Source organism: Cupriavidus sp. 05L310, from assembly GCF_056398185.1.
Window position 1 is genome coordinate 64,523 of the sequence record NZ_JBFTOX010000009.1, and the last position, 22,481, is coordinate 87,003.

21 protein-coding genes are annotated in these 22,481 nt (G+C 60.9%); 12 read left to right on the forward strand and 9 right to left on the reverse strand.

All coding sequences use genetic code 11. The features are described from left to right. Positions 1–15: 15 nt before the first annotated feature. From AC1DS6_RS08450 to AC1DS6_RS08460, 3 genes are read left to right on the forward strand one after another with little or no spacing between them, the layout of a single operon-like run. Positions 16–1,080 carry a 2,5-dihydroxypyridine 5,6-dioxygenase NicX family protein gene (locus AC1DS6_RS08450; protein ID WP_477102409.1) on the forward strand — a complete coding sequence of 355 codons (1,065 nt, stop codon included), beginning with the start codon at positions 16–18 and terminating at the stop codon, positions 1,078–1,080. Beyond that, the gene (locus AC1DS6_RS08455; protein ID WP_477102410.1) at positions 1,077–2,732 is read left to right on the forward strand and encodes an FAD-dependent monooxygenase; all 1,656 of its coding nucleotides are present in this window, start codon (positions 1,077–1,079) and stop codon (positions 2,730–2,732) included. Before AC1DS6_RS08450 ends, AC1DS6_RS08455 begins: the two co-directional genes overlap by 4 nt. 42 nt (positions 2,733–2,774) lie before the next feature. Beyond that, positions 2,775–3,758 carry a Bug family tripartite tricarboxylate transporter substrate binding protein gene (locus tag AC1DS6_RS08460; RefSeq protein WP_477102411.1) on the forward strand — a complete coding sequence of 328 codons (984 nt, stop codon included), beginning with the start codon at positions 2,775–2,777 and terminating at the stop codon, positions 3,756–3,758. A gap of 289 nt (positions 3,759–4,047) precedes the next feature. Here the strand turns inward: AC1DS6_RS08460 and AC1DS6_RS08465 are convergent, their stop codons facing one another. After that, positions 4,048–5,391, reverse strand: a complete 1,344-nt coding sequence (locus AC1DS6_RS08465) for a hypothetical protein (protein ID WP_477102412.1) — start codon at positions 5,389–5,391, stop codon at positions 4,048–4,050. 675 nt (positions 5,392–6,066) lie between these two features. Here AC1DS6_RS08465 and AC1DS6_RS08470 point away from each other — a divergent pair. The 3 genes from AC1DS6_RS08470 to AC1DS6_RS08480 all read left to right on the forward strand — a co-directional run bounded on the left by AC1DS6_RS08470 (position 6,067) and on the right by AC1DS6_RS08480 (position 9,358). Continuing rightward, entirely contained in the window at positions 6,067–7,455 is a 1,389-nt protein-coding gene (locus AC1DS6_RS08470) for an ATP-binding protein (protein WP_477102413.1), read from the forward strand. Positions 7,456–8,193: 738 nt separating this feature from the next. Then, on the forward strand, positions 8,194–8,796 hold the full coding sequence (locus AC1DS6_RS08475) for a recombinase family protein (protein ID WP_477102414.1): 603 nt from the start codon (positions 8,194–8,196) through the stop codon (positions 8,794–8,796). Further along, positions 8,789–9,358, forward strand: coding sequence for a hypothetical protein (locus AC1DS6_RS08480; protein WP_477102415.1), 570 nt, complete (start codon positions 8,789–8,791; stop codon positions 9,356–9,358). Before AC1DS6_RS08475 ends, AC1DS6_RS08480 begins: the two co-directional genes overlap by 8 nt. Here the strand turns inward: AC1DS6_RS08480 and AC1DS6_RS08485 are convergent. Next, positions 9,351–10,010 (reverse strand): NUDIX hydrolase, encoded by a 660-nt coding sequence (locus AC1DS6_RS08485; RefSeq protein WP_477102416.1) that lies wholly within the window; start codon positions 10,008–10,010, stop codon positions 9,351–9,353. The two genes, AC1DS6_RS08480 and AC1DS6_RS08485, sit on opposite strands and share 8 nt — an antisense overlap. 133 nt (positions 10,011–10,143) lie before the next feature. Here AC1DS6_RS08485 and AC1DS6_RS08490 point away from each other — a divergent pair, with 133 nt between their 5' ends. The 4 genes from AC1DS6_RS08490 (at position 10,144) to AC1DS6_RS08505 (ending at position 15,990) form a co-directional block, all read left to right on the forward strand. Continuing rightward, the gene (locus AC1DS6_RS08490; RefSeq protein WP_477102417.1) at positions 10,144–10,374 is read left to right on the forward strand and encodes a hypothetical protein; all 231 of its coding nucleotides are present in this window, start codon (positions 10,144–10,146) and stop codon (positions 10,372–10,374) included. Between the two features lie 85 nt (positions 10,375–10,459). Continuing rightward, positions 10,460–12,817 (forward strand): EcoAI/FtnUII family type I restriction enzme subunit R, encoded by a 2,358-nt coding sequence (hsdR, locus tag AC1DS6_RS08495; protein WP_477102418.1) that lies wholly within the window; start codon positions 10,460–10,462, stop codon positions 12,815–12,817. Positions 12,818–12,835: 18 nt separating this feature from the next. Next, the gene (locus AC1DS6_RS08500) at positions 12,836–14,305 is read left to right on the forward strand and encodes a type I restriction-modification system subunit M (RefSeq protein ID WP_477102419.1); all 1,470 of its coding nucleotides are present in this window, start codon (positions 12,836–12,838) and stop codon (positions 14,303–14,305) included. Continuing rightward, the gene (locus tag AC1DS6_RS08505; RefSeq protein WP_477102420.1) at positions 14,302–15,990 is read left to right on the forward strand and encodes a restriction endonuclease subunit S; all 1,689 of its coding nucleotides are present in this window, start codon (positions 14,302–14,304) and stop codon (positions 15,988–15,990) included. Before AC1DS6_RS08500 ends, AC1DS6_RS08505 begins: the two co-directional genes overlap by 4 nt. Before the next feature lie 147 nt (positions 15,991–16,137). Here AC1DS6_RS08505 and AC1DS6_RS08510 read toward each other — a convergent pair whose 3' ends face one another. Beyond that, entirely contained in the window at positions 16,138–16,761 is a 624-nt protein-coding gene (locus AC1DS6_RS08510) for a hypothetical protein (protein WP_477102421.1), read from the reverse strand. Positions 16,762–17,149: 388 nt separating this feature from the next. Here AC1DS6_RS08510 and AC1DS6_RS08515 point away from each other — a divergent pair, with 388 nt between their 5' ends. Continuing rightward, on the forward strand, positions 17,150–17,422 hold the full coding sequence (locus tag AC1DS6_RS08515) for a hypothetical protein (protein ID WP_477102422.1): 273 nt from the start codon (positions 17,150–17,152) through the stop codon (positions 17,420–17,422). Positions 17,423–17,487: 65 nt separating this feature from the next. Here the strand turns inward: AC1DS6_RS08515 and AC1DS6_RS08520 are convergent, their stop codons facing one another. From AC1DS6_RS08520 to AC1DS6_RS08530, 3 genes are all read right to left on the reverse strand, one after another. Beyond that, entirely contained in the window at positions 17,488–17,844 is a 357-nt protein-coding gene (locus tag AC1DS6_RS08520; RefSeq protein WP_477102423.1) for a helix-turn-helix domain-containing protein, read from the reverse strand. A gap of 206 nt (positions 17,845–18,050) precedes the next feature. Next, on the reverse strand, positions 18,051–18,581 hold the full coding sequence (locus tag AC1DS6_RS08525; RefSeq protein ID WP_477102424.1) for a hypothetical protein: 531 nt from the start codon (positions 18,579–18,581) through the stop codon (positions 18,051–18,053). Then, positions 18,578–18,859 carry a hypothetical protein gene (locus AC1DS6_RS08530; RefSeq protein WP_477102425.1) on the reverse strand — a complete coding sequence of 94 codons (282 nt, stop codon included), beginning with the start codon at positions 18,857–18,859 and terminating at the stop codon, positions 18,578–18,580. Before AC1DS6_RS08530 ends, AC1DS6_RS08525 begins: the two co-directional genes overlap by 4 nt. A 521-nt stretch (positions 18,860–19,380) precedes the next feature. Here AC1DS6_RS08530 and AC1DS6_RS08535 point away from each other — a divergent pair. Continuing rightward, positions 19,381–19,986 (forward strand): lysozyme inhibitor LprI family protein, encoded by a 606-nt coding sequence (locus AC1DS6_RS08535; RefSeq protein ID WP_477102426.1) that lies wholly within the window; start codon positions 19,381–19,383, stop codon positions 19,984–19,986. Between the two features lie 405 nt (positions 19,987–20,391). Here the strand turns inward: AC1DS6_RS08535 and AC1DS6_RS08540 are convergent, their stop codons facing one another. The 3 genes from AC1DS6_RS08540 to AC1DS6_RS08550 are packed head-to-tail and all read right to left on the reverse strand — an operon-like array spanning position 20,392 to position 22,270. After that, positions 20,392–20,835 carry a hypothetical protein gene (locus tag AC1DS6_RS08540; protein ID WP_477102427.1) on the reverse strand — a complete coding sequence of 148 codons (444 nt, stop codon included), beginning with the start codon at positions 20,833–20,835 and terminating at the stop codon, positions 20,392–20,394. A 14-nt stretch (positions 20,836–20,849) separates the two neighbouring features. Continuing rightward, positions 20,850–22,019, reverse strand: a complete 1,170-nt coding sequence (locus tag AC1DS6_RS08545) for a DUF1376 domain-containing protein (protein WP_477102428.1) — start codon at positions 22,017–22,019, stop codon at positions 20,850–20,852. Beyond that, on the reverse strand, positions 22,019–22,270 hold the full coding sequence (locus AC1DS6_RS08550) for a helix-turn-helix transcriptional regulator (protein WP_477102429.1): 252 nt from the start codon (positions 22,268–22,270) through the stop codon (positions 22,019–22,021). Before AC1DS6_RS08550 ends, AC1DS6_RS08545 begins: the two co-directional genes overlap by 1 nt. Positions 22,271–22,481: the final 211 nt, after the last annotated feature.

Below are 22,481 nucleotides of genomic sequence, written 5' to 3' on the forward strand. Positions count from 1 at the left end.
CCAAGGAGACATTACATGCTTGTCGAACGGATCGAAGGAAAATGGATCGCGATGTTCGTGCGGACGCTGCGTCTGTGCGGCATCGGTCCGGGCGATGCAGTCGCCATCCTCTCGGAGACCCAGTCGCGCGACATCAATGTCCAGCTCGCGGAGCTAGCGCTGTACGAGATCGGCGCACGCGCCTTCCACCTGAGGCTGCCCACACCGCCGCTGGTCGACCACGTGCCGGTGCGCTCCACCGGTTCGTCCGCCGCCATCGGCGAACTCGCGCCAGTGCTTGCCGCGCTGTCGCGCACACACACTGTGGTCGACTGCACGGTGGAGGGTCTGTTGCATTCCCGCGAACTTCCCTCCATTTTGCAGAGCGGCACGCGACTTTTCATGATCAGCAACGAACACCCAGAGGTGCTCGAGCGGCTGCAGCCCGCCACTTGGTTGCGGCCTTATGTCGACGAAGCCAAGCGCCGGCTCGCGGACGCCACGCGCATGACGGTTCGCTCGGCCGCTGGCACCGCGCTCGCGATTGACGTTCGCAATGCCCCGGTGCGCGGCGCCGCCGGCTATGTAGACCAACCCGGGCAGGCGGCTTACTGGCCAGGCGGACTCTGCCTGTGCTTTCCGAGCGCTGGCTCGGTCAACGGCACGGTGGTGCTCGACGAGGGCGACGTCAATCTGACCTTCAAGCGCTACGTCTCGCGCCCGGTCGAGCTGATCTTTGAGAACGACCATGTCGTCGAGATCCGTGGCCGTGGGCTGGATGCTGACCTGCTGCGCAGCCACTACGCAGCCTGGAATGACCCAAGCGCCTACGGTATCTCGCACGTTGGCTGGGGTCTAAACCCGCTGGCACGCTGGGACTCGCTGACCATGTACGACAAGTCGCAGATCAACGGCACCGAGCTGCGCGCCTTCGCGGGCAACTTCCTGTTCTCCACCGGCGCGAACGAACACGCGGGGCGCTATACCCGCTGCCATTTCGACTTCCCGATGCGCCGCTGCACCATCGAGCTCGATGGCGACTGCGTGGTTCGCGAAGGCGAGCTGGTGCACCAGCCCACGGCGGTGGGAGAGGCGCAATGAGCCAACCAGTCGACATCGAAGTGCCGGTGCTCATCGCCGGCGGCGGCTCGACCGGCCTGTCGCTTGCAGCGGAACTTGGCTGGCAGCAAACACCCTGCCTGCTGGTCGAGCCTGCGCGCCAAGTCAACCCGCACCCGCGCGCCAATGCGCTTGCCAACCGGACCATGGAGTACTTCCGGCGTTGGCAAATCGACCGCGCGCTCAGCGGCGCTGGCGTGCCTGCCGACTACCCGGCCGCCTACTACTGGGTGTCCACCCTGCACGGCGAGGAAATCCACCGCCTCATGCTACCCGGGCAGGCCGAACTCGAGCGCATGCGCCTCCAGAGCCGCGTGGACCCGACGCAAGAATTGCACTGGTCTCCCTACCTAAAGACCATCGTCGGGCAGCACGAGGTCGAGCGGGTGCTGCGCGAACGCGTCGCGCACTGCCCAACAGTCGAAGCGCGCTATGGCTGGGCGCTCGAAGACTTCGAGGAGGCTCCGGACCATGTGTGTGCGCGCATCCGCGACATGGCTACCGGCGATCTGCGCACGGTGCGTGCACGTTGGCTGGTCGGCTGCGACGGCGGACGCTCCACGGTGCGGGAACGCCTGGGCATAGGCCTGCAGGGGCAGGGCAGCCTCGCGCACTTCATCTCCATCTATTTCCACGCACCGGAACTGATGTCCTGCCACCGCTTCGGACCGGCCAACATCTACTTTCCGGTACACCGCAGGCACCGTGGCTTCCTGCTCAACTGGAACACGGGAACCACCTGGACCTACCACCTAATCCTGGAGCCGGGCGTCGATTGGAAGACCATCGATCCACAGGCCGTGATCCGCTCGCTGGTGGGAAGCGAGACGTCGTTGGACGTAGTCTCGGTGCAACCGTGGACCGCACACGCGCTAACGGCCGAGCGCTACCAAAGCACTGGCGGGCGGGTGATGTTGGCCGGTGACGCAGCCCACCTGTTCACCCCAACTGGCGGTCTTGGCATGAATACCGGCGTGTCTGACGCGATCGAATTGGCTTGGCGCCTCACCGCCGCCGTGCAAGGCTGGGCCGGCCCACGTCTACTGCCCAGCTACGAGACAGAACGCCGCCCAATCGGCATACGCAACACGCGCGAAGCGGCCGACAACTTCCATCGACTCTTCAGCGTGATGCAATACGGCGACGAACTCGACGCCCCCGGCGCCGACGGGAAGGCACTGCGGGCTGCGCTCAAGGCCGAACTGGTGACACAGGAGAAGCTGCTTAAGTCGTCGGGTGTGCTACTGGGCTACCGCTACGAGGATTCGCCGATATGCTGCCCGGACGGCACGCCCGCGCCACCAGACGACCCCCTGGTCTACGTGCCGGTCGCACGCCCCGGTCACCGCGCGCCCCATGCCTGGCTTGACGAGCAGCGCTCGGTGCTCGACACCTTCGGTCCCTGGTTCACCCTGCTGTGCTTCGACGGCGAGACCTCGGCTGCGGCCGAAGTCGAACTGGCCGCGCGAGCGCAGGGGCTGCCGCTGCAGCGCGTGATGATCGAGCGCCCCGACATCCGAGCCCTCTACGGCAATCGCTCGCTGGTGCTAGTCCGACCGGACATGATGGTGGCCTGGCGCGGCGATGTACCGGACGATGCGGCCGCACTGGTGGCTCGTGTGCGCGGCGCTTGAACACCGATTGACCCTTCCCTTGCCATCCTTGGAGAAAACCAAATGGTCGCGACCCTCCCCCCTCTCTTGCGCCGCCTCCTGGCCGCTATCGTGCTCACGGCGGCCAGCACCATCGCCCTGGCCCAAGCCTTCCCCTCCAAGCCGCTTCGCTGGGTTGTGGCCTACCCGCCAGGTGGTGGCACTGACCAGTTGGCGCGCACCGTCGGCGCCCAGGTGGCGCGCCAGACCGGTCAGAGCGTCGTAATCGACAACCGTCCCGGTGGTGCCGGGTTTATCGGCGCCGAGGCTGTGGCGCGTTCGGCCCCCGACGGCTACACCCTGTTCACCGGCGACAACGGCACCCTGGTCTACAACAGCGCATTGTTCAAGAAAACGCCCTACGACCCCCGCCGAGACTTCGCGCCGGTGACCCTGCTGGCGCGTTTCCCTCTGGTGCTGCTGGCGAACGTCAACACGCCTCACGCCTCGGCTAGCGCACTGTTCGACCAAATGCGCAAACACCCGGGCGCGCTGAGCTATGCCTCGCCTGGCCCTGGCAGCCCGCATCATCTAGCCATGGAGCTATTCAAGCAGAAAGCAGGCCTTTTTATCCTCCATGTGCCCTACCGTGGTAGCGGCGGCGCGATGCAGGATCTGATTGGCGGCCAGGTCCCCTTGTTCGTGGCCGACGCCGCGGCGGCACTGCCCATGATCAAGGCGGGCAAGGTCAAGCCTATGGCGGTATTCTCGCGCCAGCGCAGTAGCGCACTGCCGGACGTGCCTACGCTAATCGAACTGGGATACGCGGGCGTCGAGGCCTATGGCTGGCAGGGCCTAGTGGTGCCTAGTAGCACGCCCAAGGAGGTGATCGCAACCCTCCAGCGTGAGGTGGGCGCGGCCCTGAAACATCCGGACGTCGCCCGCAAGCTGCAGGAGTTCGGCCTGGAATTGATCCCCAGCGATCCGTTCACTATGGAGCAGTACATTGCCTCCGAAACCCAGCTCTGGCACGGGCTGATCAAGGAGCGCCAGCTGGGTCTGGATTGACGTAACGGGCAACGCGCGGGCCTCCTCAAATAGAAACAATAGGAAAATGGCTCAGGACGGGCCAATTGGGTAAATTGAGGAGACCCACAAGACTATGTTGAACCAGCCGTGAAGTTCTCTCTTCGCATCGATTGCCGTTCGTGTAGGCGCCATGCAGGAGGTCTTTTTCGGGAATGCCGGTCAACGCAGGCGAAGGTTCCCAGCACCGGGGAAGATGGGCCGATCAACCTGCGATGAGTCGATAAAATCTGGCGTATGATGGCGCCCGGCAAAGCTAGCGGCCCCAGCGTTAGATTGGCGGCGGTGGCGGTGACTGATGCCAAGCCGGCAAGTCGTTGTTGAGCCGCCGGGAGCGGCTGAGGATTTTCCGAGGCAGCTTCGGGCTGATCCCCTCGTGATTGAAGAAATCAACCGTCTCATCAATCAACCAGGAGTGTACTTCCGTCACGCGAGGCACAAAATAATGCAGGCGGATTGCAGCCATTTTGCTTTTGAACGCGAAATTGCTTACCGCTTCAAGATTCCGCTTTCGGCGTAGGTCTGCAGCCCGAGTATCGCGCTCTGCATCCATGGCGATATGCGCTATGCCGGCCGGCGAGGATTTCATCTGCCCGTCGACGTCAGCCAGCTTCGACAGGATGTAGCGCGCGCGCGCATTGATAGAGCCGGCTGCGATGCACTGCCATGTGACAACAGAGCCAAAGTCGAGCCGCTCCACAAAGCGAGCGTCGCGGGGGTCTGGCTTGGCTCCCGCGGTCATGTTATACGCCCCTTCGGATACGGGGGCACCGACCAGCAGGCGCGCCATCTTGGGGCCAAACAATAGCGACGAGGCTCGTATGTCTCGATGTACGGCGTTTATATCCGCCGGTTTTATTCGCCCCTCCCCGAACTCGTCTTTCCATGGAAAACCCTCCGGCAGGAGGATTCGGCAGCTTAACGACGCTTCAACCCATTTCGCGAGGTAGTCTATGGGAACATCCTTCAACTCCCGCGTGTAGACGACGTCGACATGAACGCTGAGTCGATGGCCGTCAATAAATTGAGCGAATGCACGAAAAAGCTGGCGCTGATACTTGGATTCACCTTTTTCGTATTCGCCCTTTTGCAGGCGCTTGCATTCAACTTCAGCAGCAAAGCGGCCCCGGTCAATGGCAAAGTCCGGGCGGCGTTCTCCGCCCGGCTCCTCGGGTATGAACTGAACCGAATAGCCCTGCTGCGCATACCTCACAGCGGCAGCCAATTCAAAGATTGCACTTTCCGGGTCTACTGTCTTCTGGCGCAACATCCGACTCGCGCGTTCCGCAGCACCCGGCATCTGCCGAAGCAACTCTATTCCGACGCCCAATTGCTTGATGAACGGCACGATGCGGGCGCCCAGTACAAGGTCATAAACGCCGCGGTTATGCAAGAGCGCGTCGGCCTGCGCCAGGTACGACGCGACCTTATCGTGGCCAAGGTCCTCAAGTCGCAGGTCTTGCCCATAGTTGGCAGGCTGAGCAACCGATTTGCCGTAAGAGTCTTGCGCTTTTTCTATGCGATGTCGAAACGCGGCGGCGTCACCCGAGACCGAGCCGAACCAATCCAGCACAGCCCGGACGTCCGAATCCTCTTCGACTGGACCCTTTAGCATTGAAGACCTCATTCGTCAGTAGCTGGATCCAAATACTGCCATATCGACAACATCAAAGGCCATTGCTCTGGCGAAGAGTCCCGGGAGTGTCCCAAACGACCAAGAATGAACAAAGGGCTTGCGGAAAACTACCCGCAAACCATTTGTTTGTATGGTGGGCCTCCCGTGAGCGGAACACGGCACCAACCGATTCTGAGTCTCAACCAAGGAACAAAGGGCGACTACAGAGAGACAACTAGCTCAATCAGATCAAAGACTTATGACTCTTGGTTGTTGCAGCGCCCTCCCCATCCCCATCCCCATCCCCCCTGAGTGTCCCATGACCGAAAGCCTACCAAACAAGTGGTCAAAATGCCCATAGATACAGAATTCTTGCCCGGCCGATTTCGAATATGCCCCCAATGTTGCCCCCACACACAACATGCTGTATTAGACACATTTTTATCCGGCTGCGGGCCAAGGCCATTCCGATGCCCTCCAGCGAGCGGTCTACCATGTCTTGACAATGATCCGCCGCGAGTTTTGCGCTACTGTAAACCTTGGAACTGTTGGTGCCGGCTGCGAAGATGTCCCTGATGACAATTTCCACCTGCGCGGGCGACACACTGCTCTGCGTCTCCCTCTCAATGCTTTCTTGGTATGATTCTTACCCCACTTTCGTACCGGAACCTCTTCATGCTTACTCGTGCCTTGGATCGCAGTGAGGCAATATTGTTGATCGAGCGCCCAGAAAGCCATTTTTTAGACAAAAAATCGGCGAGATTGTCAGGGGCATCCCTTCAGAAAATCGCTGTAGCTTTTGCCAACGCTGACGGCGGCGATATTTTGATCGGCATCGAGGATGACAAATTTGATCCCTCTCCTGAAAAACGATGGGCTGGCCTTGCGACTATTGAAGATTTCAATGGCTTGCTTCAGGCGTTCCAGGGGATTATCCCTCAAGTGCCGGCGTCGATGGAATTTCTTGTCGCAAAGGATCTTCCGGGGTATGTGTTATTCATTAACATCGATAAAAGCCCGCAGGTTCACCAGACCGCCGCTAGAGAAGTGTTTATACGGAAGGGTGCCCAGTCGCTTCCTATCAAGGATCCAGAGCAACTCGTCGCATTGAAATTTGCGAAAGGTCTTGCATCTTTCGAAGATGCTGCCGTCAACAATGTACCGACGGAAGCAGTTGTTGACTCAGTAGAGTTGCGAACTTTTCTGCTCGATTTCTCCCCGAAAACGGATGCATTAAATTTTGCCGTCAACGAAAATCTGATCGATTTGAAAACTTGGGACCCGAAGGTATGTGGATTGGTCCTGTTCGCACCCAACCCATCGGCACTGATACCTACCCGATCCGGCGTGCGAATTACTCGCTACGAAACTAAAGAGGATGATCCGGAACGCGATCATCTCGCATTTTCAGAGGCATTGGAAGGACCAGCTTATCGGTTGATTCAAGACAGTGTAAATCGCATTACGGCGATTATGTCTGATATCAGCGTATGGACTGTAGAGGGGCTCAAGAAAATATCGTATCCCCCAGAAGCAATCTGGGAAATCGTCGTAAATGCCATAATTCATCGTGATTACTCGATTTCGGACGACGTTCATGTGCGCATCTTTGACAACAGAATTGAAGTGCAAAGCCCTGGGCGACTTCCTGGATTTGTAACAGTCGAGAATATACTCGATGTTCGTTATTCAAGAAATAAGCAAATTGTTCGGACATTGGCACGCTATAAAACCCCTCCGAATAAAGATATGGGTGAGGGCTTGAATACGGCGTTTCAAAAGATGAAGGAATGGAAGCTCAAGGATCCCGATATTGCAGAGTCGCAAAATACCGTGATCGTGACAATACCGCACACCCCACTTGCGAAACCAGAAGAGCTAGTATTGGATTTCCTGAGAAAAAATGGAAAAATAACCAACAGACAGGGCCGCGATTTGACTGGGATCAAGTCAGAAAACGCAATGAAGAATGTGTTTTACGGCCTGCGAGATGAAAAAATCATTGAAATGATCCCGAAGGGGAATCGAACAGAATGGGTGCTGACCAATGATGTGAACACATAGGCCCAATTCCGTTAGGCCGCGCTTCCGGGGCATTGTCAAAATTAACAATACTCATTCGAAGGTAATCAAATCTTCGTTAGGGCCAGCCTCGTACTTGCGCCGGGCGGGCAAGCCGGTGTTCTTCTAGTTCACCCCGCGCCGCCATGCCGGCGACAGGCGCAGCGCGCGGGCCATGCTCAGGATTTGCGACGCGAGGGCATTTCGCATGGCCACCAGGCCGCAACGCACGCCCAGTTGCTCCATGTTCCTGGGCGATAGGGGCAGGTGGCCACGAAGAAGGCGACAAGCAATGGTTCGTCGCCGGCCTCGAAATGTTCGGCCGTTACCGACTTCCTGATATCGGTCCACGCCTGGCGCTCGCCTTTCGTTACTAAGCTCGGGGGTGGTTTGGATCAGCGGCAGCCCTGGTCAACTTATAACCGATCATGGAGGCGTCGCGCACCCTGACGCTGAAGTGTTCCCCGCGCACGCGGGGATGAACCGCATGGTGGATTGCGCAGGCGGCTCGCGAGCCGTGTTCCCACTCAAGCTCGATGAGAGCGCCGGGCCGCCTTCGTTGGTCACCACTAGGTAGCGCTCTCATCAAGACATACCAATCCTCTTCTTTTTCGAGATGAACTGTCCGAATACGACCGTCTACGTACTGGGGCCGCAGGTATGTACGTAAATTAACCTTTACTTATTTCGTACTGACCACATAATGCGTACACCCTCAACGTACAGATCAGGAACGCAGCCATGTCCCGAACCTTCGCCTACGCCCGGGTTTCCACCGCGGACCAGACGACCGATAACCAGGTACTCGAGATCCAGACGGCCGGCTTCGCGGTCGAGCCGCACCGCATCGTCGTTGAGAACATTTCCGGATCGGTCGCCGCCGGCGAGCGCCCCGGGTTCGCCAAGCTGCTGCACAAGCTGGAGGCGGGTGACGTGCTGATCGTCACGAAGCTGGACCGGCTCGGGCGGAATGCGATGGACGTGCGCACCACGGTCGAGCGTCTGGCCGCGATGGGCGTGCGGATCCACTGCCTTGCGCTCGGCGGCGTCGACCTGACCAGCGCGGCCGGCAAGATGACGATGGGCGTGCTAAACGCGGTTGCGGAATTCGAGCGCGACCTGCTGATCGAGCGTACCCAGGCCGGGCTCGCTCGCGCCAAGTCAGAGGGCAAGGCTCTGGGCCGCCCGGCGGCGCTCGCTGAAGCACAGCAGGCCGAGGCGCTGGCGAAGCTCGCCGCCGGCGTCTCGATCGCCCAGCTCGCCCGCGACTACGGCACGACCAGGCAGAGCATCATGCGCGCCCGGGACAGAGCAGCAAGCCGCCAGAGAGTCGACCATGCATGACGATCAGCGGAGGCAGCTCGCTGCGCTAGTGGAGCAGGCCCGCGAGGATCTGCTCAGGATCGGCAGAGCACTGATCGACGACGAGAGCGTCAAGGTCTCGAAATTGGTGGGCGAGCTCTATGAGATCCAAGAGATGGTCGATGATATCGGCAATCCCTACCTCGGCTTCTGCTCGCAGAGCGGCCGGCTGGGAGGCGTCATGTTCGTGATGGGCGAGATTGGCGCTGCCATCTTCGAGCTGGCCCGCACTGAAGCCGCCGAATCCGATCGGCAGCTGAGGCTCGAGCTGCAAGGCTACGTGCACGAATTTGGCCGGACTGGGAAGAGGCTGCTACGGATCAGCGAAAACGACGTCGTGTTCATCGTGGGCGATGCCCGCGTCCTGCACGACCTTCCTGATCTTGCCCAGGCCAATGAGGTCAGGAGGCGCTTGGCGGCGGCGACGGACTACCTGGAAGAGCAGTCGGAAGTCTGGTGGTTGATGGCCGAGGAAGCCCAAGAAATGGCTGCCGCCTACGAAGCGGCGCTGGCCGCCCATTCGTTCCCGCAAATGATCAATTGACTAGGTGCGTGCCAAGCCCAGCCTTGCTGGCCACGGTGCGATCGACGTCCCGGTTCACGTAGCCTGCCACCTCGGCGGCAGGCACCAGCGCGACGCCCTGCGTTTCCCAACCCATGGCCGCCGGCGTTCCGCCGACGCGGCGTGCGCGATAGTAGCGCGTCATGGTTTGCATGCGTTCCACGTCGCCGATCAGGCCAATGATTGCCACCTTGAGTCCCGATTCCTCAAAGGCCTCCTTGATGGCCGTGGCCTGCAGGGAGAGCTCCTCGTCGCCGTGCCCCTTGGGGAAGGTGGCGCGGTACCCGGCGAAGCCATTGGAAGGGTGCACAACCCAGACGCGGCCGTCCGGCTCCACCACCACTACGCCTGCTGCTGGCTTTTTGCCATTGGTCTGCATGGCGGGCTCCTCCAGGTCGTCCATCTGGCCATCGACGTAATCCCAGCCGGCTTCAGTCACCCGGTAGTCGGCCCAAGGTGTGAACGGCACGCCATTCAGCTCGGCCGGTACGGCGCTGTCGGGCGTCCACAATGCGATGGACGCTGGATCCGCCCAGGTTTCCGGCTCGGTGGGCGTCGAGGGTTCGTGGATCTTGAAAGGATTCCCGTGCTCGTCGGGACGCGGGTGCAGAACCCAAATGGGTGTTTTCGCCATGTTTCCGCCTTAATGTGCCGGCAATACTAGCATCGGGTCTTATGCCTGGCCGGCGTTTTGTTACACTTTGCCCCATTCTGTCAATCAGAATCCCATCCCTGCCACCACACCCACGGCCATGCCGAGAAGCGCTTTGCACACTCTGACTGAACTGCAACTGCTGGCCCTGGCCCAAGCCAACGCCATCACCCAGTGCGAACTGGTGCGCAGCCCGGGCGGCTGGGTCATCCGCGTCAACGGTGACTGGACCGTGCGCTCGGCCCGCAAGGAGGTGCGGCACTTTGCTCGCGCCGACACAGCCCTCGCCTTTCTGACTGACCTGCAGGTTTCCCGCGTCACGGTCGACCTCATCCGGCCCGCATAGCGCGATAAACAGCATCCGTATAGTTCGTCCTTAGAGTCGGGCTGAACGGTCATTGCGAAACAGGTACTCATCGCCAGGAATAAAAATGAACAAAAAAGCACTTTCTGAACGGGATATCTGCAGCAAATTCATTTCGCCGGCCCTGGCGGAAGCGGGCTGGGACCTGCACACGCAACTGCGCGAAGAGGTGGCGCTAACCAGCGGCCGGGTCGTGGTGCGCGGCAACAAGGCCCGCCGCGATGAGAAAACCATCCGCCGGGCCGACTACGTGCTGTTTTTCAAGCCGGGCATCCCGCTGGCCATCGTCGAGGCGAAGGACAACAATCACACGGTGCGCGACGGCATCCAGCAGGCACTGGCTTATGCCGAGATGATCGATGTGCCGTTTGCCTTTTCGAGCAACGGCGACGGCTTCGTATGGCACGACAAGACCGCCCAGGACGGCGTCATCGAGCGCGAGATCACGCTGGCGGAATTTCCGTCGCCCAGTGCGCTGTGGCAACGCTACCTGGCGTGGAAGGGCATCGCGCCCGAGGCCGAGCCAGTGTTCGCGCAGGACTACCATCCGGGCAAGGAGGCGCGCTATTACCAACTCACCGCCGTCAACCGGGCCATCGAGGCGGTGACCAAGGGCCAGTCGCGCATCCTGCTGGTGATGGCTACCGGCACCGGCAAGACCTACACCGCCTTCCAGATCATCTGGCGGCTGTGGAAGGCGCGCGCCGCCAAGCGCATCCTGTTCCTGGCCGACCGCAACATCCTGGTCGATCAGACGAAGACCAACGACTTCAAGCCCTTTGGCGGGGCGATGACGAAGATCGAAAACCGTACCGTCGAAAAGTCGTACGAGATCTACCTGTCGCTGTATCAGGCCGTCACCGGCACGGACGAGGCACGGAACATCTACCGCCAGTTCAGTCCGGATTTCTTCGACTTGGTGGTGATTGACGAGTGCCACCGCGGCAGCGCGGCCGAGGATTCGGCGTGGCGCGAAATTTTGGACTATTTTAGCTCGGCGACCCATCTTGGCCTGACCGCGACGCCCAAGGAAACGGCGGAGGTCTCGAACATCACCTACTTTGGCGAGCCGGTCTATACCTACTCGCTGCGGCAGGGTATCGAAGACGGCTTCCTCGCGCCCTACAAGGTGATCCGCGTCGATCTCGACAAGGATTTTGGCTGGCGGCCGACTGCCGGCCTAGTTGACAAGTTCGGGCAGGTGGTCGAGGACCGCATCTACAACCAGTCCGACATGAACCGCTCGCTGGTGCTTACCCAGCGCGACGTGGCGGTGGCCAAGCGCATTACCGAGTTCCTGCGCGTGACCGACCGCATGGCCAAGACCATCGTGTTCTGCGAGGACATCGACCATGCGGCCCGGATGCGCCAGGCGCTGATCAACGCCAATCCCGATCTGGCCAGCGCCAACGACAAATACGTCATGCGGATCACCGGTGACAACCCCGAGGGCAAGCTCGAGCTCGACAATTTCATCAATCCGCGCCGGCCTTATCCGGTGATCGCGACCACCTCGCGCCTGATGACCACGGGTGTCGATGCCAAGACCTGCAAGTTGGTGGTGCTGGACCGCACCATCAAATCGATGACCGAGTTCAAGCAGATCATCGGTCGCGGCACCCGCATCGACGAGGAGCATGACAAGCTGTGGTTCACCATTCTCGACTTCAAGAAGGCCACCGAGCTGTTCGCCGATCCGGCGTTCGATGGAGACCCGGTCGTGGTGTTCGAGCCGGGGTCAGATGACCCCATCGTCCCGCCGGACGAGCCCGACACCACTGGCGATGACATCCATGGCGGGGAAGGGGACGTCGGCGAGGAGATGACCGGCGGGCCGGACGGCCCCGGTCCAGGGCCTGGCCCGGGCCGCACCAAGTACGTCATTGACCACGTCACGGTCTGCGTCGCCAATGAACGCGTCCAGTACCTGGGCCCGGACGGCAAGCTGATCACCGAATCCTTGCGTGATTTCACGCGCATCCAGATCGGCAAGCGCTATGTCTCGCTCGATGGTTTCCTGCAGGCGTGGAACGCGGCGGAGCGCAAGCAGGCGATCCTGGCCGAGCTCGAAATGCAGGGCATCCTGTTCGACGAACTGGCGCGCGAGACCGGCAAGGAACTCGACCCATTCGACCTGATCTGCCACATCGCCTTTGGACAGCAGCCGCTGACCCGGCGCGAACGCGCCGAGCAGGTCAGGAAGCGCGATGTCTTTGGCAAGTACGGCGACAAGGCCAGGAAGGTGTTGCAGGTGCTCCTCGACAAGTACGCCGATGACGGCATCGCCAACATCGAACAACCCGAGGTGCTGCGGCTAGCGCCGCTCGACCAGTTGGGCTCACCGGTCGAGATCATCACGGCTTTTGGCGGTCGCGCCCAGTACCAGGCTGCGCTCCAGGAACTCGAGCGTGCGCTCTATCAATAACGTTTCTAGCAATTTTTCATGACCATCAGCTCGACCTTTATCAAGTCCATCCAGGACATCATGCGGCAGGACGCCGGCGTCGACGGCGATGCCCAGCGCATCGCCCAGCTCAGTTGGCTGCTGTTCCTCAAAATCTTCGATGACCAGGAAACGGAGCTGGAACTGATGCGCGACGCATTCAAGTCGCCGCTGCCGGACGGGCTGCGTTGGCGCAACTGGGCGGCCGATCCTGAGGGAATCACCGGCGAGGAGCTGCTGGCCTTCGTCAACGACGATCTGTTCCCGTCGATCAAGGCGCTCAAGGTGGACCCGCAGCGCAATGCGCGCGGCTTCGTGGCGCGCGAAGTGTTCAGCGACGCCTACAACTACATGAAGTCCGGGCAGTTGCTGCGCCAGGTGATCAACAAAATCAACGAGATCGACTTCAACAACCGCGCCGATCGGCACCTGTTCAATGACCTCTACGAGCGGATCCTGAAGGATCTGCAGAGCGCCGGCAACGCGGGCGAGTTTTACACGCCGCGCGCGGTCACGCAGTTCATGGTCGACCAGGTCAACCCACGGCTAAGCGAGCGCATCCTGGATCCGGCGTGCGGTACCGGCGGCTTCCTTGCCTGTGCGATCGAGCACCTGAAGGCGCAGCGCAAGCGCGCCGACGACGATATCGTGCTGCAAAATGCCATCACCGGGGTCGAGAAGAAGCAACTGCCCCACCTGCTGTGCATCACCAACATGATGCTGCACGGCATCGAGGTGCCGTCGCAGATCCGCCACGACAACACGCTGTCGCGGCCACTGGCCGACTACGGCAACCGGGATCTGGTCGACGTGATCCTGACCAACCCGCCCTTTGGGGGCACCGAAGAGGCGGGCATCGAGGCCAATTTCCCGGCCGACGTGCGCACCAAGGAAACGGCCGACCTGTTCCTGGTGCTAATGATCGAACTGCTCAAGCACAACGGGCGTGCGGCGGTGGTACTGCCCGATGGCACGCTGTTCGGCGAGGGCGTGAAAGCCCGCATCAAGGAAAAGCTGCTCACCGAGTGCAATCTGCACACCATCGTGCGCCTGCCCAACGGCGTGTTTGCGCCCTACACCGGCATCAAGACCAATCTGCTGTTCTTCACTAAGGGTACGCCGACGCGCGAGGTCTGGTACTACGAGCATCCCTACCCGGCCGGCTACAAGAGCTACTCGAAGACCAAGCCAATCCGCATCGAGGAGTTCGCGCCGGAGAAAGCCTGGTGGGGCAGCGAGGCCGACGGCTTTGCCAGCCGCGTCGAGAACGAATTCGCCTGGAAGGTCGACATCGCCACGCTGAAGGCCAACGGCTACAACCTCGACCAGAAGAACCCGCACCGTGGCGAGGCAGTCAGTCACGACCCGGACGAACTCCTCGCGCAGTACCAGCGTCTGACCGCCGAGGCGCAGGCGTTGCGCGACCAGCTCAAGGACATCCTGGCTAAGGCGCTGGAGGGCCTGGTATGAAATTCCGAGAAGGATTTGACCTACTGGCGGTGGCTCCGGATGGAGTAGAGCGTCTACGTGAGTTGATCTTGTCGCTTTCGATTCAAGGGAAGCTAGTTCGTCAAAAATCGGAAGACAAGCCGGCCGCTGAGTTCCTGAAGGGAGTTCGGGCCAACCAAGAAGCTCTTGTGTCCGACGGGACGATAAGGAAGAGTCTGCTTCTAGCTCCGATGACCGACGATGACAGCGCATGTGAAATGCCGGCCGGATGGACGTTGTGCAGGATTGGCGATCTTATCTACTCGATTAAGAGCGGAGGGACACCGAGCAAACACAATCCTTCGTTCTGGGAAGGCGATATTCCCTGGGCAAGCGTCAAGGATCTGGGGTTCGGAACCCCAGTGTGGGACACCAAGGACAAGATCACACCGGCAGGACTTGATGCCGGTTCCACCCTTGCCCCCGCTGGATCCCTGTTGATATGCACCCGAATGGGACTAGGTAAGATTGGGGAGGCAATGGTGGATGTCGCGATCAATCAGGATCTCAAGGCCATCACCCTCCCGCACGAGGTCGATAAGCAGTACTTTATCAATTACTACAAGACTCTCAGGATTGCCGGTGCAGGCATGACAGTAGCCGGCATTAAGCAAGAGCAACTACTGGACTTCAAAGTGCCTCTCCCCCCTGTGGCAGAGCAGAAGCGCATCGTTGCCAAGGTTGGCGAATTGATGCAGCTCTGCGACGAGTTGGAGTCCAACGGGCGCCTGGAGTCGGAACACCACAAGCGGCTGATCGTGTCGCTGTTCGATGCACTAGCCGCCAGCGAGTCGGCGCACGCCTTGGCAGAAAACTGGTCCCGTGTCGCTGCGCACTTCGACCTGCTGCTCGACCGCCCGGAAGCCGTCGACACGCTGGAGCAGACTATCTTGCAACTCGCCATGCGTGGGCTTTTGCTTCCGACCGGCGATACGAAAATATCGCCTTGGTCCGGCGAGAACTCTGTCCAGGACGCTGCCGAGCAATCGATTGAAAACAACGCACGCTTTGATCCGCCATATGAAATTCCATCGTATTGGGCATGGATCCGGTTTGGCGATGTAATCGGCGAATTGCGATATGGTACGTCTGTGAAATGTGACTACGAGATCGATGGTACCCCTGTTCTCCGAATACCGAACCTCAAGGACGGGGCGGTTACAATTGATGACCTGAAATTCGGCCCCCTCAGCCCGGAAGATGCGGATCGCTTAGCCCTTGTTCCCGGAGATCTGCTAATTGTCCGATCCAACGGTAGCGCGACTCTGGTTGGATCGGCTGCACTGGTTGAAGAAGATGCTCGGGGATTTGCCTTTGCCGGTTACCTGATGCGGGCAAGGCTTCGAGAGGACCTTGCGCTCCCAAAATATGTCCTCCTCGCACTGGCAACGAAAAGCGTACGAGCGCAGATAGAGGGTCCAATTCGAACCACGTCGGGCGTGAAAAACATCAATAGCACAGAGGTATCTCGCCTAGCATTTCCGCTTCCTCCGCTATCCATTCAATCCCACATTGTTGAGAGTGTCGAAGCACTGCGTCGTGTGTGTGCCAAGTTGCGCGTCCGGTTGAACGATCGGCAAGCCTGCCAGGCCCACTTCGCCACGGCGTTGGTCCAGCAGGCAGCGGCGGCCGACCCGGAAGAGAGCCGCCTGGAACTGGCGGCATGAACACGAGGGCGGCCGGGCCCCTCCCGGCCGCCCCTCAATTCTTCCCATCCTGAAACGATCCTTCGTTCGCCAGCCGAACAGGTGGAGGCCAGCCGGCCAACTCGCGATAAAAGGTGTTATCAAGAGTGGGCGCACTTGGCGTGCCCATCAGGTGCCACCCCGGATCACTGTGACCTTCACGGGGCCATCGTCGCCCGAATCCAGCCCCCAGGCCTTGCGCTCGCTGTCCTGGATAGTCTTCACCGCCTCCGCGGCGGTCTTGGCCGTGCGCGCCTTATCCAGATCCTTCGACTTGATCGCGTCGTAGGCGAGGTTGCGCACGGCGCCCCACTCCCGGCGATGGCGGGTCAGCAGCTCGGCGCGCGCATCGATCGCAGCAGCCGAGGTGATCTGGTGGGCTTGCTTAGGGGGCGCGTCGGCTGGAAGAACGGGGCGCGACAACCCCGCAAAAACAGGTCCTGGAGCGACAACCCGCGGCGTCTCTGCGTGGCTGGCGTCCGCATCACGCTCCATACTCCTTACAATCTCCTCATCAGCTTTCGCGTGGGCTTTGGCAATGAGGGTTGGCATGTCCAGTCTCTGGCGCCAGCCGAAGCGCTGAGCGTGTTTCGCCACAGCCTGCTTTGAAATTCCAAGCAATACGGCGACGTCCGAGAACGTCATCTGAGGCTCGGCCTCCCAGCGCGCCCGCGCCAATACCCACTGCTGTGCCTCTTTTTTCCCTTGCGCCACGACCATCGCTCCTGATTGACCTTGCTCCATGCCGAGCATGGCGTCACGACAACCGACAACCGTTTTCGGGGTTGTCCCTCTCGACTGGTCGTGACCCAACGCTCTCTCCACCAGAACACCTGGGGAAAGAGCAGTCCCGATGCAAGTTCACTACGAAGAGAGTCCCGACTATCCAGGCGTACGCCTTTTCCGATGCGAGCCCCTGAAGGCGAATCTGACGCCAACCGCCTGCGCTCGAAACATCGCCACCAAGGCGACAATTCAATGCAACGCATGCCCTATCGGGGAGATCCACACGTCGGAGTGTCTGCCACAGCCAGAGGCAAAGCGAGAATGGATGGGGCTCCCGTACCGGGGAGTCGAGCCCGCAAGGCGTTGCGTGCGATGCAGCACCGCAACATTCCGCCTCCTCGGTGGGGCGCTGTGCGTGAGCTGCTATAACCGCGAGCGAGAGTTGCGAATTGGTGCCAACTCCAAGGGGGCGCAACCCAAGAAAGCCGCGGAGCTCCTACATCGGGCCGTCTGCCTTGTCGAACTAAAGGGGGATGCACTGCTGCTCGAGCTGGAATACTGCACCGGCTGGGCCGAGGCCAAGCAGGTCATCAAGCACCGGTGGCCAGGCGCAAGCCTGGTGGACTACGAAGCCCAGCCGGCCAGGATAGGGGCGGGGAAGCAGGCGACGGAAGCGCCTATGAATTAGGGAAATCCGACGAGCCCAGGAACACCAGACGGACACAGAACGAGCGACAGGCGGCGCCTGGCCGCTCATGCGCTGCACGCGTCGCCACACCCCACTGGCCGGGCAAACATCTGACCATGCGCACCAGCTCGCTGTATCGCGTGATTCGGCAACCAGTAGCGAGCCACCGACGCCAGCCGGCCATTGTCACGTGTCGGCACCTCAATCTCCGTCGTCATGATCGGCCAGCCGAACTCCCTGCGAAGTTGATATATGGCCGAGCCCAGGCGCGACGTGGCCCAGCGACAAAGAGCATCGGTCTGCGTGATCTGCTCACCGCGAAGCAGCGCGGCAAGCACGCGACCGCGAACGCTGCCGGCGGTCGGATAAATGAAGCCCAGCCCTTCCTCAGCCAGTTCCACGGGGAAAAAATCCTGCTTCACAGCGCGCTCCTGAATCCCAAAAATATGAAATTCAGGTTGAGGTCACGACCAACCGAGTACCTCCCCGCGAAGCTGAGGCCGGCCATGCGCGATGCGCTGCGATACCTACCGGTCCCGGCCGGCGGCCGATTAGACGCCAGCCATACCGGACTGCGCCCCACGACAACCAGATGCGCAGCGCGGGAGGCCGGCCTCCCCTACAGATATCAGCTCGCCGGGGGCGGGGGCACCTGAAACACGACCGCCCGGTGAAGGGCTTCGGATGGCTTCCAGCTTCGATTGAGTTGTTGGTGGCCACCGCCGGCCTGCTCGATGCCGAGCTGGTGCAGCTCGGCGATTGCTTGGCACAGCATGGAATCGAGGCGCGCGATGCGCTCGTCCAGGCCCTTGATCACCGACTCGCGCTCCGCGCGCGCTAAACCCTCCTCGGCGTGCCGCAGGGCTTCCGCGGCGGCATTGCGGACCTGCTCCGCGTTGGCTGCCTCGGAGCGTACCTCGGTGGCCAGCTGCTCGAGGTCTGCGATATCGGCCTTCGCGACCGCCATCCGCGCAGCGCCGACATCTTCCTGAAACTCACCAGACCGCAGGCCAGCGAGAGCGGCCGCCATACGCGACTGTGCATCAGCGATGCGCTGAGCGGCTTCGCTGAGGCGCAAAGCGACACCAGTGACGGCCTGGGTGGCGTCCGAAAGCTTGGCGCGTGCGTGCGCCACCCGAACGGCGTTCTGCTCAATCATTGTTGCGAATCCTCAATGGAAAATGCCGCCAAAAGTGCCTGCACTCGCTCGGCCGACTCAGCGGCAATACAGCCTGCGTCATATTGAATTGATGCCTCGGCAGCTCTCCGTGCGTCTTGCACGGCGGACGTCGCGGCCTGAGTCTCCAAGGCTCGCTGGTGGGCCAGTTCGGCCTGTAGGCGCCCCAGTTCGGCGCGATGGGTGCCGGTGTCCTGCCCTGCCACCAAAGCGGAGCGCAAGCACTCTTCGGCGGCCTTGATCTGCGACTCAATGCTCATGGCAAGCCCTCAATGACTTCAGCAGATGATCAGCCTTGTCACATAGCTGGTCCAGCGGGCTCCTCTCCCTGGCTCCGACCACGAGGGGTGCCCTCCGTTCGTGCCACCACCCTGGAACAGGAGCGCGCGGCGATGAGCCTGCGGCCTTGTCCCCCGATTTCGTCTTCATTGCGCCTCCTTGGCAATTTGATCGACACTCAGGATTGAGTCACGACCAGGTGCCGGGGAAGGCAGCGTGCTGGGGCTTCGTGAGCGCGGCAAAACGCCCGCGCTGCTGCACCTTGGCTATAAGTTGCCGTCGAGGCATAGTTGCGGTGAAATCACAACGAGTTGGGAGGAAGTCTATGTCGCGTCACTGGCCTTGGCTTGCAGCCATGCTTGTGTGTCTTTCGAATATCGCGGGATGCTCAAGATCGGAGCCAGCAGCGCCCTCGCCTGAAACTAACGAGGCAGCAGCGCAGGTTGCCCGTGCTGTTGGGCCGAGATACGCGCCCAGATACTACGATAGCGAGGCGAAACGCGTGCACTGCTTGCCTGTTTACGGGGACTATGAAAGTGATACTGTTGCAAACATCGAGGGGGCGGAGGGCCGGCGTGTAGCGAACCACGAATCGTTCTCGGACGGCATTATCGTGACCTTTAAGGATGGGGGCCGCTTACTCGTGTGGGATAAAGCGATCGACTGCAAAGACCTGCCATTTGATCCTCTGGCAAAAGCAGAGCCAGCGCCCGCTATCAACCCCGCACCCGCCCAGGAGCCGAGAGGCGAACCGACGAGCCAGAGCCCAACACCACCAGCCACAGCGCAAGCCACTTTGTCCCCCGGCTTCGACTGCAACAAAGCAAGGACTCAGGTCGAGCACATGATTTGCGCAGACCAGGATCTATCTGCGGCCGACCATCGAATGGTCAAGTTCTACAAGGAGGTCATGGCGGCAACCATGGACAAACCAGCGTTCAAGCGCGAGCAGGACAACTGGAGATCAATGCGGCGCGACACATGCCCCGATGTTGCATGCGTGCGAGAAGCGTATGTAAAGCGCAATGAGGAATTAGAGAACCTCGTGGCACTTACACAGCGCCATATATTCGTCGGCCCAGCGGGCACCGGAGAAGCGACTCAATGAATGCCCGAGCCGCCTGCGCGGCGCGCGGGCTCGAGGCGCAGTCTCGGAAGAATGCCAGACTCGCGGGGATGGCGTGAAGCGGTTCCCGAAGCGCATGAGATTGGACGGCTGCCGGTCGCGAGGTCTCGCCCAAGAGCACCGAGACCTCCCCGATCAGCGCAACCAACTCGGCCCGCAGCAGCATTTCCGCCTGCGGGCCTGCCACTTGCGCGCCAGCCGGATCCGTCCCGGTAACCAGTGCCTCGTCAACGAGTTGTAGCGCGGCGACAATCTCCGATTCGACATCGGCAATCTCGTCCACTAGCACGCGCACCATGCGCGGTGGCCCCGAGACATTGAGCTGGCCATGGTCAACCCGAAGGTCGACGCCCAACACCCTGGCCCGGCTCAAGATTACCGACGCGCTCACCAGAATCCCCCCTGCGCCACTTCCTCGCCGGAAGCTGCCAGGCGGCCGGCCTGGGCACACTCCAGGCCAGAGGTCGCCAAGACGAGTCCAGCAGCCGCCAGATCGGCAACGTCTCGGCCCCCTTCCAGACGAACGGCATCCAGCAGCGCGCGGATTGACGAAAACCGCTTGACGGCCAGATCGAGGTAGTCGATCGCATCGATCTCACAACCGTCTTTCAGATGCGGCAGGTAGCCGGCGCCCTCGGTGACTCCATCTGCAACGCGGCGTGCCGCGACCTGCGCCACCGCTCCGGCAATGCCATCTGAGCAACCATCGGCGGCATAGGCGGCCTCGACCCGCGTGATCGAGCCCAAAATTTCTCGGAGCTGGGAGAAGCGATCAGCCGAGAGCTTGGCAACCGCGATAGCGATGTCGTTTGGGTTTTCGCCGCTTACCATGTTCGCTGTCCGTATCATTCAGCCATTTCCTCGTCGTTGAAGTGGGCGAGGACACGCTCGTGCTCAGCTGCCTCGCGCGAAATTTCCTTGAGGTATTCGTCCTGCCACGGCCCGGGGCCGGCGGTCTTCAGCACGCGCACGCGGAACTGGCGAGGGAGTTCGCCCTTGTCCTCGCGTTGCGTCAGGCCCAGCTCGGTGCCACGCGCGCGAACACCCTCGGGGGACAGCCACCAGGACATGGCTGTCGATGCCTGCGCGGAGCCAGCGTGCTTACCAGATGCAGCCCCAGCCTTTGCCGCCTTTCGCCTAGCACTGAGAATCATTTGATGGATATACCCCACGTTCGGCTTTTCGCCGGGCTTGAGCCCCTTGAACATCTCAACCGCCTCGGCGATTTCCTGGTCCGACACGGCCAAGCTAGCCATCTCCAGCACGTCTGAGGCATTGTTGGCCGCCTTCATGCCGTGGGTATCGCGCATTATGGCGGCGAGCTGCTCCGCTCGCGGGTTCTGCTCCCCGGTTGTTCCGTTCGGCAGATGTGGCGTGATGGCAGGCGGCACGCCGCCCGTTCCGCTAGGAGCGGAATAAACACATCCCTTTCCTTCTCTCTTTCCTTCTCCCTTTCCTTCTCTCTTTCTCTTGGTCTCAGCCACAGAGTCTGTGACAGACTGTTCAAAGGACAGGTACTCAGCCTGTGACAGGTATTGTCGAAGTTCCTTCAGACCCTCTGTGACAAGGGATTCGATGTGGGCGAACTCGATGCTGTCACCGGGCTTCGACAGACGTGTGAGGAAGGCAGTGATGCGAGCCTTGCAGGTGCGCGCGCGCTGGGTCTGCTTGCCCTTCCAGGCGTCGTGGACTTTCTCCGCGACGACTGGGTGGTATAGCCGGCCATCGGAGCACTTCACCCACCCGTGCAGCGCCCGTGCACGCAGCTTCTTCCAGGTCTTCAGGTCGCGGCCAAGTTCTGCCAAGCGTGCCAGCGCGACGTCGTCGTCGGGCAATGATGCTGCCGGCACCTGGTGGAATGACTTGAGCCACAAGGTCACACCAGCGCGCCACTCGGAATCGCTGGCCAGCGCGTGGAACGCAGAGCCGAAGAGGCGCGCGATATCGATCGGCAAGAAAGGGAAGCCGCGCAGGTCGCAGTCTGATGGCGTCAGAGGTAATTGATCGGCGCGCATCAGATGCTCCCCATGGGGGGCTGGCTGGCCTCCGCAGGCGAGCCAGCCGCTGCGTCGCGCTTCGCGATGCGCTCTGCGAGCCAGGCGTCAACTTCGTGCGCCAGATAGCCAATGCGATTCCCACTATCACTCAGGGGGACCGAGCGCGGAAATTCATCGCGTGCCTCCATGTTTGCCAGGGTCTGACGGCAAACGCCGAGCTGGGCGGCGATAGATTTCGCGGAGCGGATTTTTACTTCAGAAACGTCCACCTTGGAGGACCTCCAGAAAGTGGACAGGCGACACAATGCCACACCGCGGCTTGCGAAAAAAGCAGCCCAGTGTTAGCATTTTTTTGGCTACATCGCAGAATGTCGTCCCGTCCATGGGTTGATATTCACGGGGTAGGCCACCGCGCTAACGGTGCCCTACCCAACCATTTTCCGCTCTTCTGATTTTATTATTTGCCAGGATTGGCGCGTT

Excerpts from the sequence above, each read along its gene's own strand:
- AC1DS6_RS08450 (WP_477102409.1), top strand. The coding sequence starts at position 16 with ATGCTTGTCGAACGGATCGAAGGAAAATGGATCGCGATGTTCGTGCGG.
- AC1DS6_RS08455 (WP_477102410.1), top strand. The coding sequence starts at position 1,077 with ATGAGCCAACCAGTCGACATCGAAGTGCCGGTGCTCATCGCCGGCGGC.
- AC1DS6_RS08460 (WP_477102411.1), top strand. The coding sequence starts at position 2,775 with ATGGTCGCGACCCTCCCCCCTCTCTTGCGCCGCCTCCTGGCCGCTATC.
- AC1DS6_RS08465 (WP_477102412.1), bottom strand. The coding sequence starts at position 5,391 with ATGCTAAAGGGTCCAGTCGAAGAGGATTCGGACGTCCGGGCTGTGCTG.
- AC1DS6_RS08470 (WP_477102413.1), top strand. The coding sequence starts at position 6,067 with ATGCTTACTCGTGCCTTGGATCGCAGTGAGGCAATATTGTTGATCGAG.
- AC1DS6_RS08475 (WP_477102414.1), top strand. The coding sequence starts at position 8,194 with ATGTCCCGAACCTTCGCCTACGCCCGGGTTTCCACCGCGGACCAGACG.
- AC1DS6_RS08480 (WP_477102415.1), top strand. The coding sequence starts at position 8,789 with ATGCATGACGATCAGCGGAGGCAGCTCGCTGCGCTAGTGGAGCAGGCC.
- AC1DS6_RS08485 (WP_477102416.1), bottom strand. The coding sequence starts at position 10,010 with ATGGCGAAAACACCCATTTGGGTTCTGCACCCGCGTCCCGACGAGCAC.
- hsdR (WP_477102418.1), top strand. The coding sequence starts at position 10,460 with ATGAACAAAAAAGCACTTTCTGAACGGGATATCTGCAGCAAATTCATT.
- AC1DS6_RS08500 (WP_477102419.1), top strand. The coding sequence starts at position 12,836 with ATGACCATCAGCTCGACCTTTATCAAGTCCATCCAGGACATCATGCGG.
- AC1DS6_RS08505 (WP_477102420.1), top strand. The coding sequence starts at position 14,302 with ATGAAATTCCGAGAAGGATTTGACCTACTGGCGGTGGCTCCGGATGGA.
- AC1DS6_RS08510 (WP_477102421.1), bottom strand. The coding sequence starts at position 16,761 with ATGCTCGGCATGGAGCAAGGTCAATCAGGAGCGATGGTCGTGGCGCAA.
- AC1DS6_RS08525 (WP_477102424.1), bottom strand. The coding sequence starts at position 18,581 with ATGATTGAGCAGAACGCCGTTCGGGTGGCGCACGCACGCGCCAAGCTT.
- AC1DS6_RS08530 (WP_477102425.1), bottom strand. The coding sequence starts at position 18,859 with ATGAGCATTGAGTCGCAGATCAAGGCCGCCGAAGAGTGCTTGCGCTCC.
- AC1DS6_RS08540 (WP_477102427.1), bottom strand. The coding sequence starts at position 20,835 with ATGGTAAGCGGCGAAAACCCAAACGACATCGCTATCGCGGTTGCCAAG.
- AC1DS6_RS08545 (WP_477102428.1), bottom strand. The coding sequence starts at position 22,019 with ATGCGCGCCGATCAATTACCTCTGACGCCATCAGACTGCGACCTGCGC.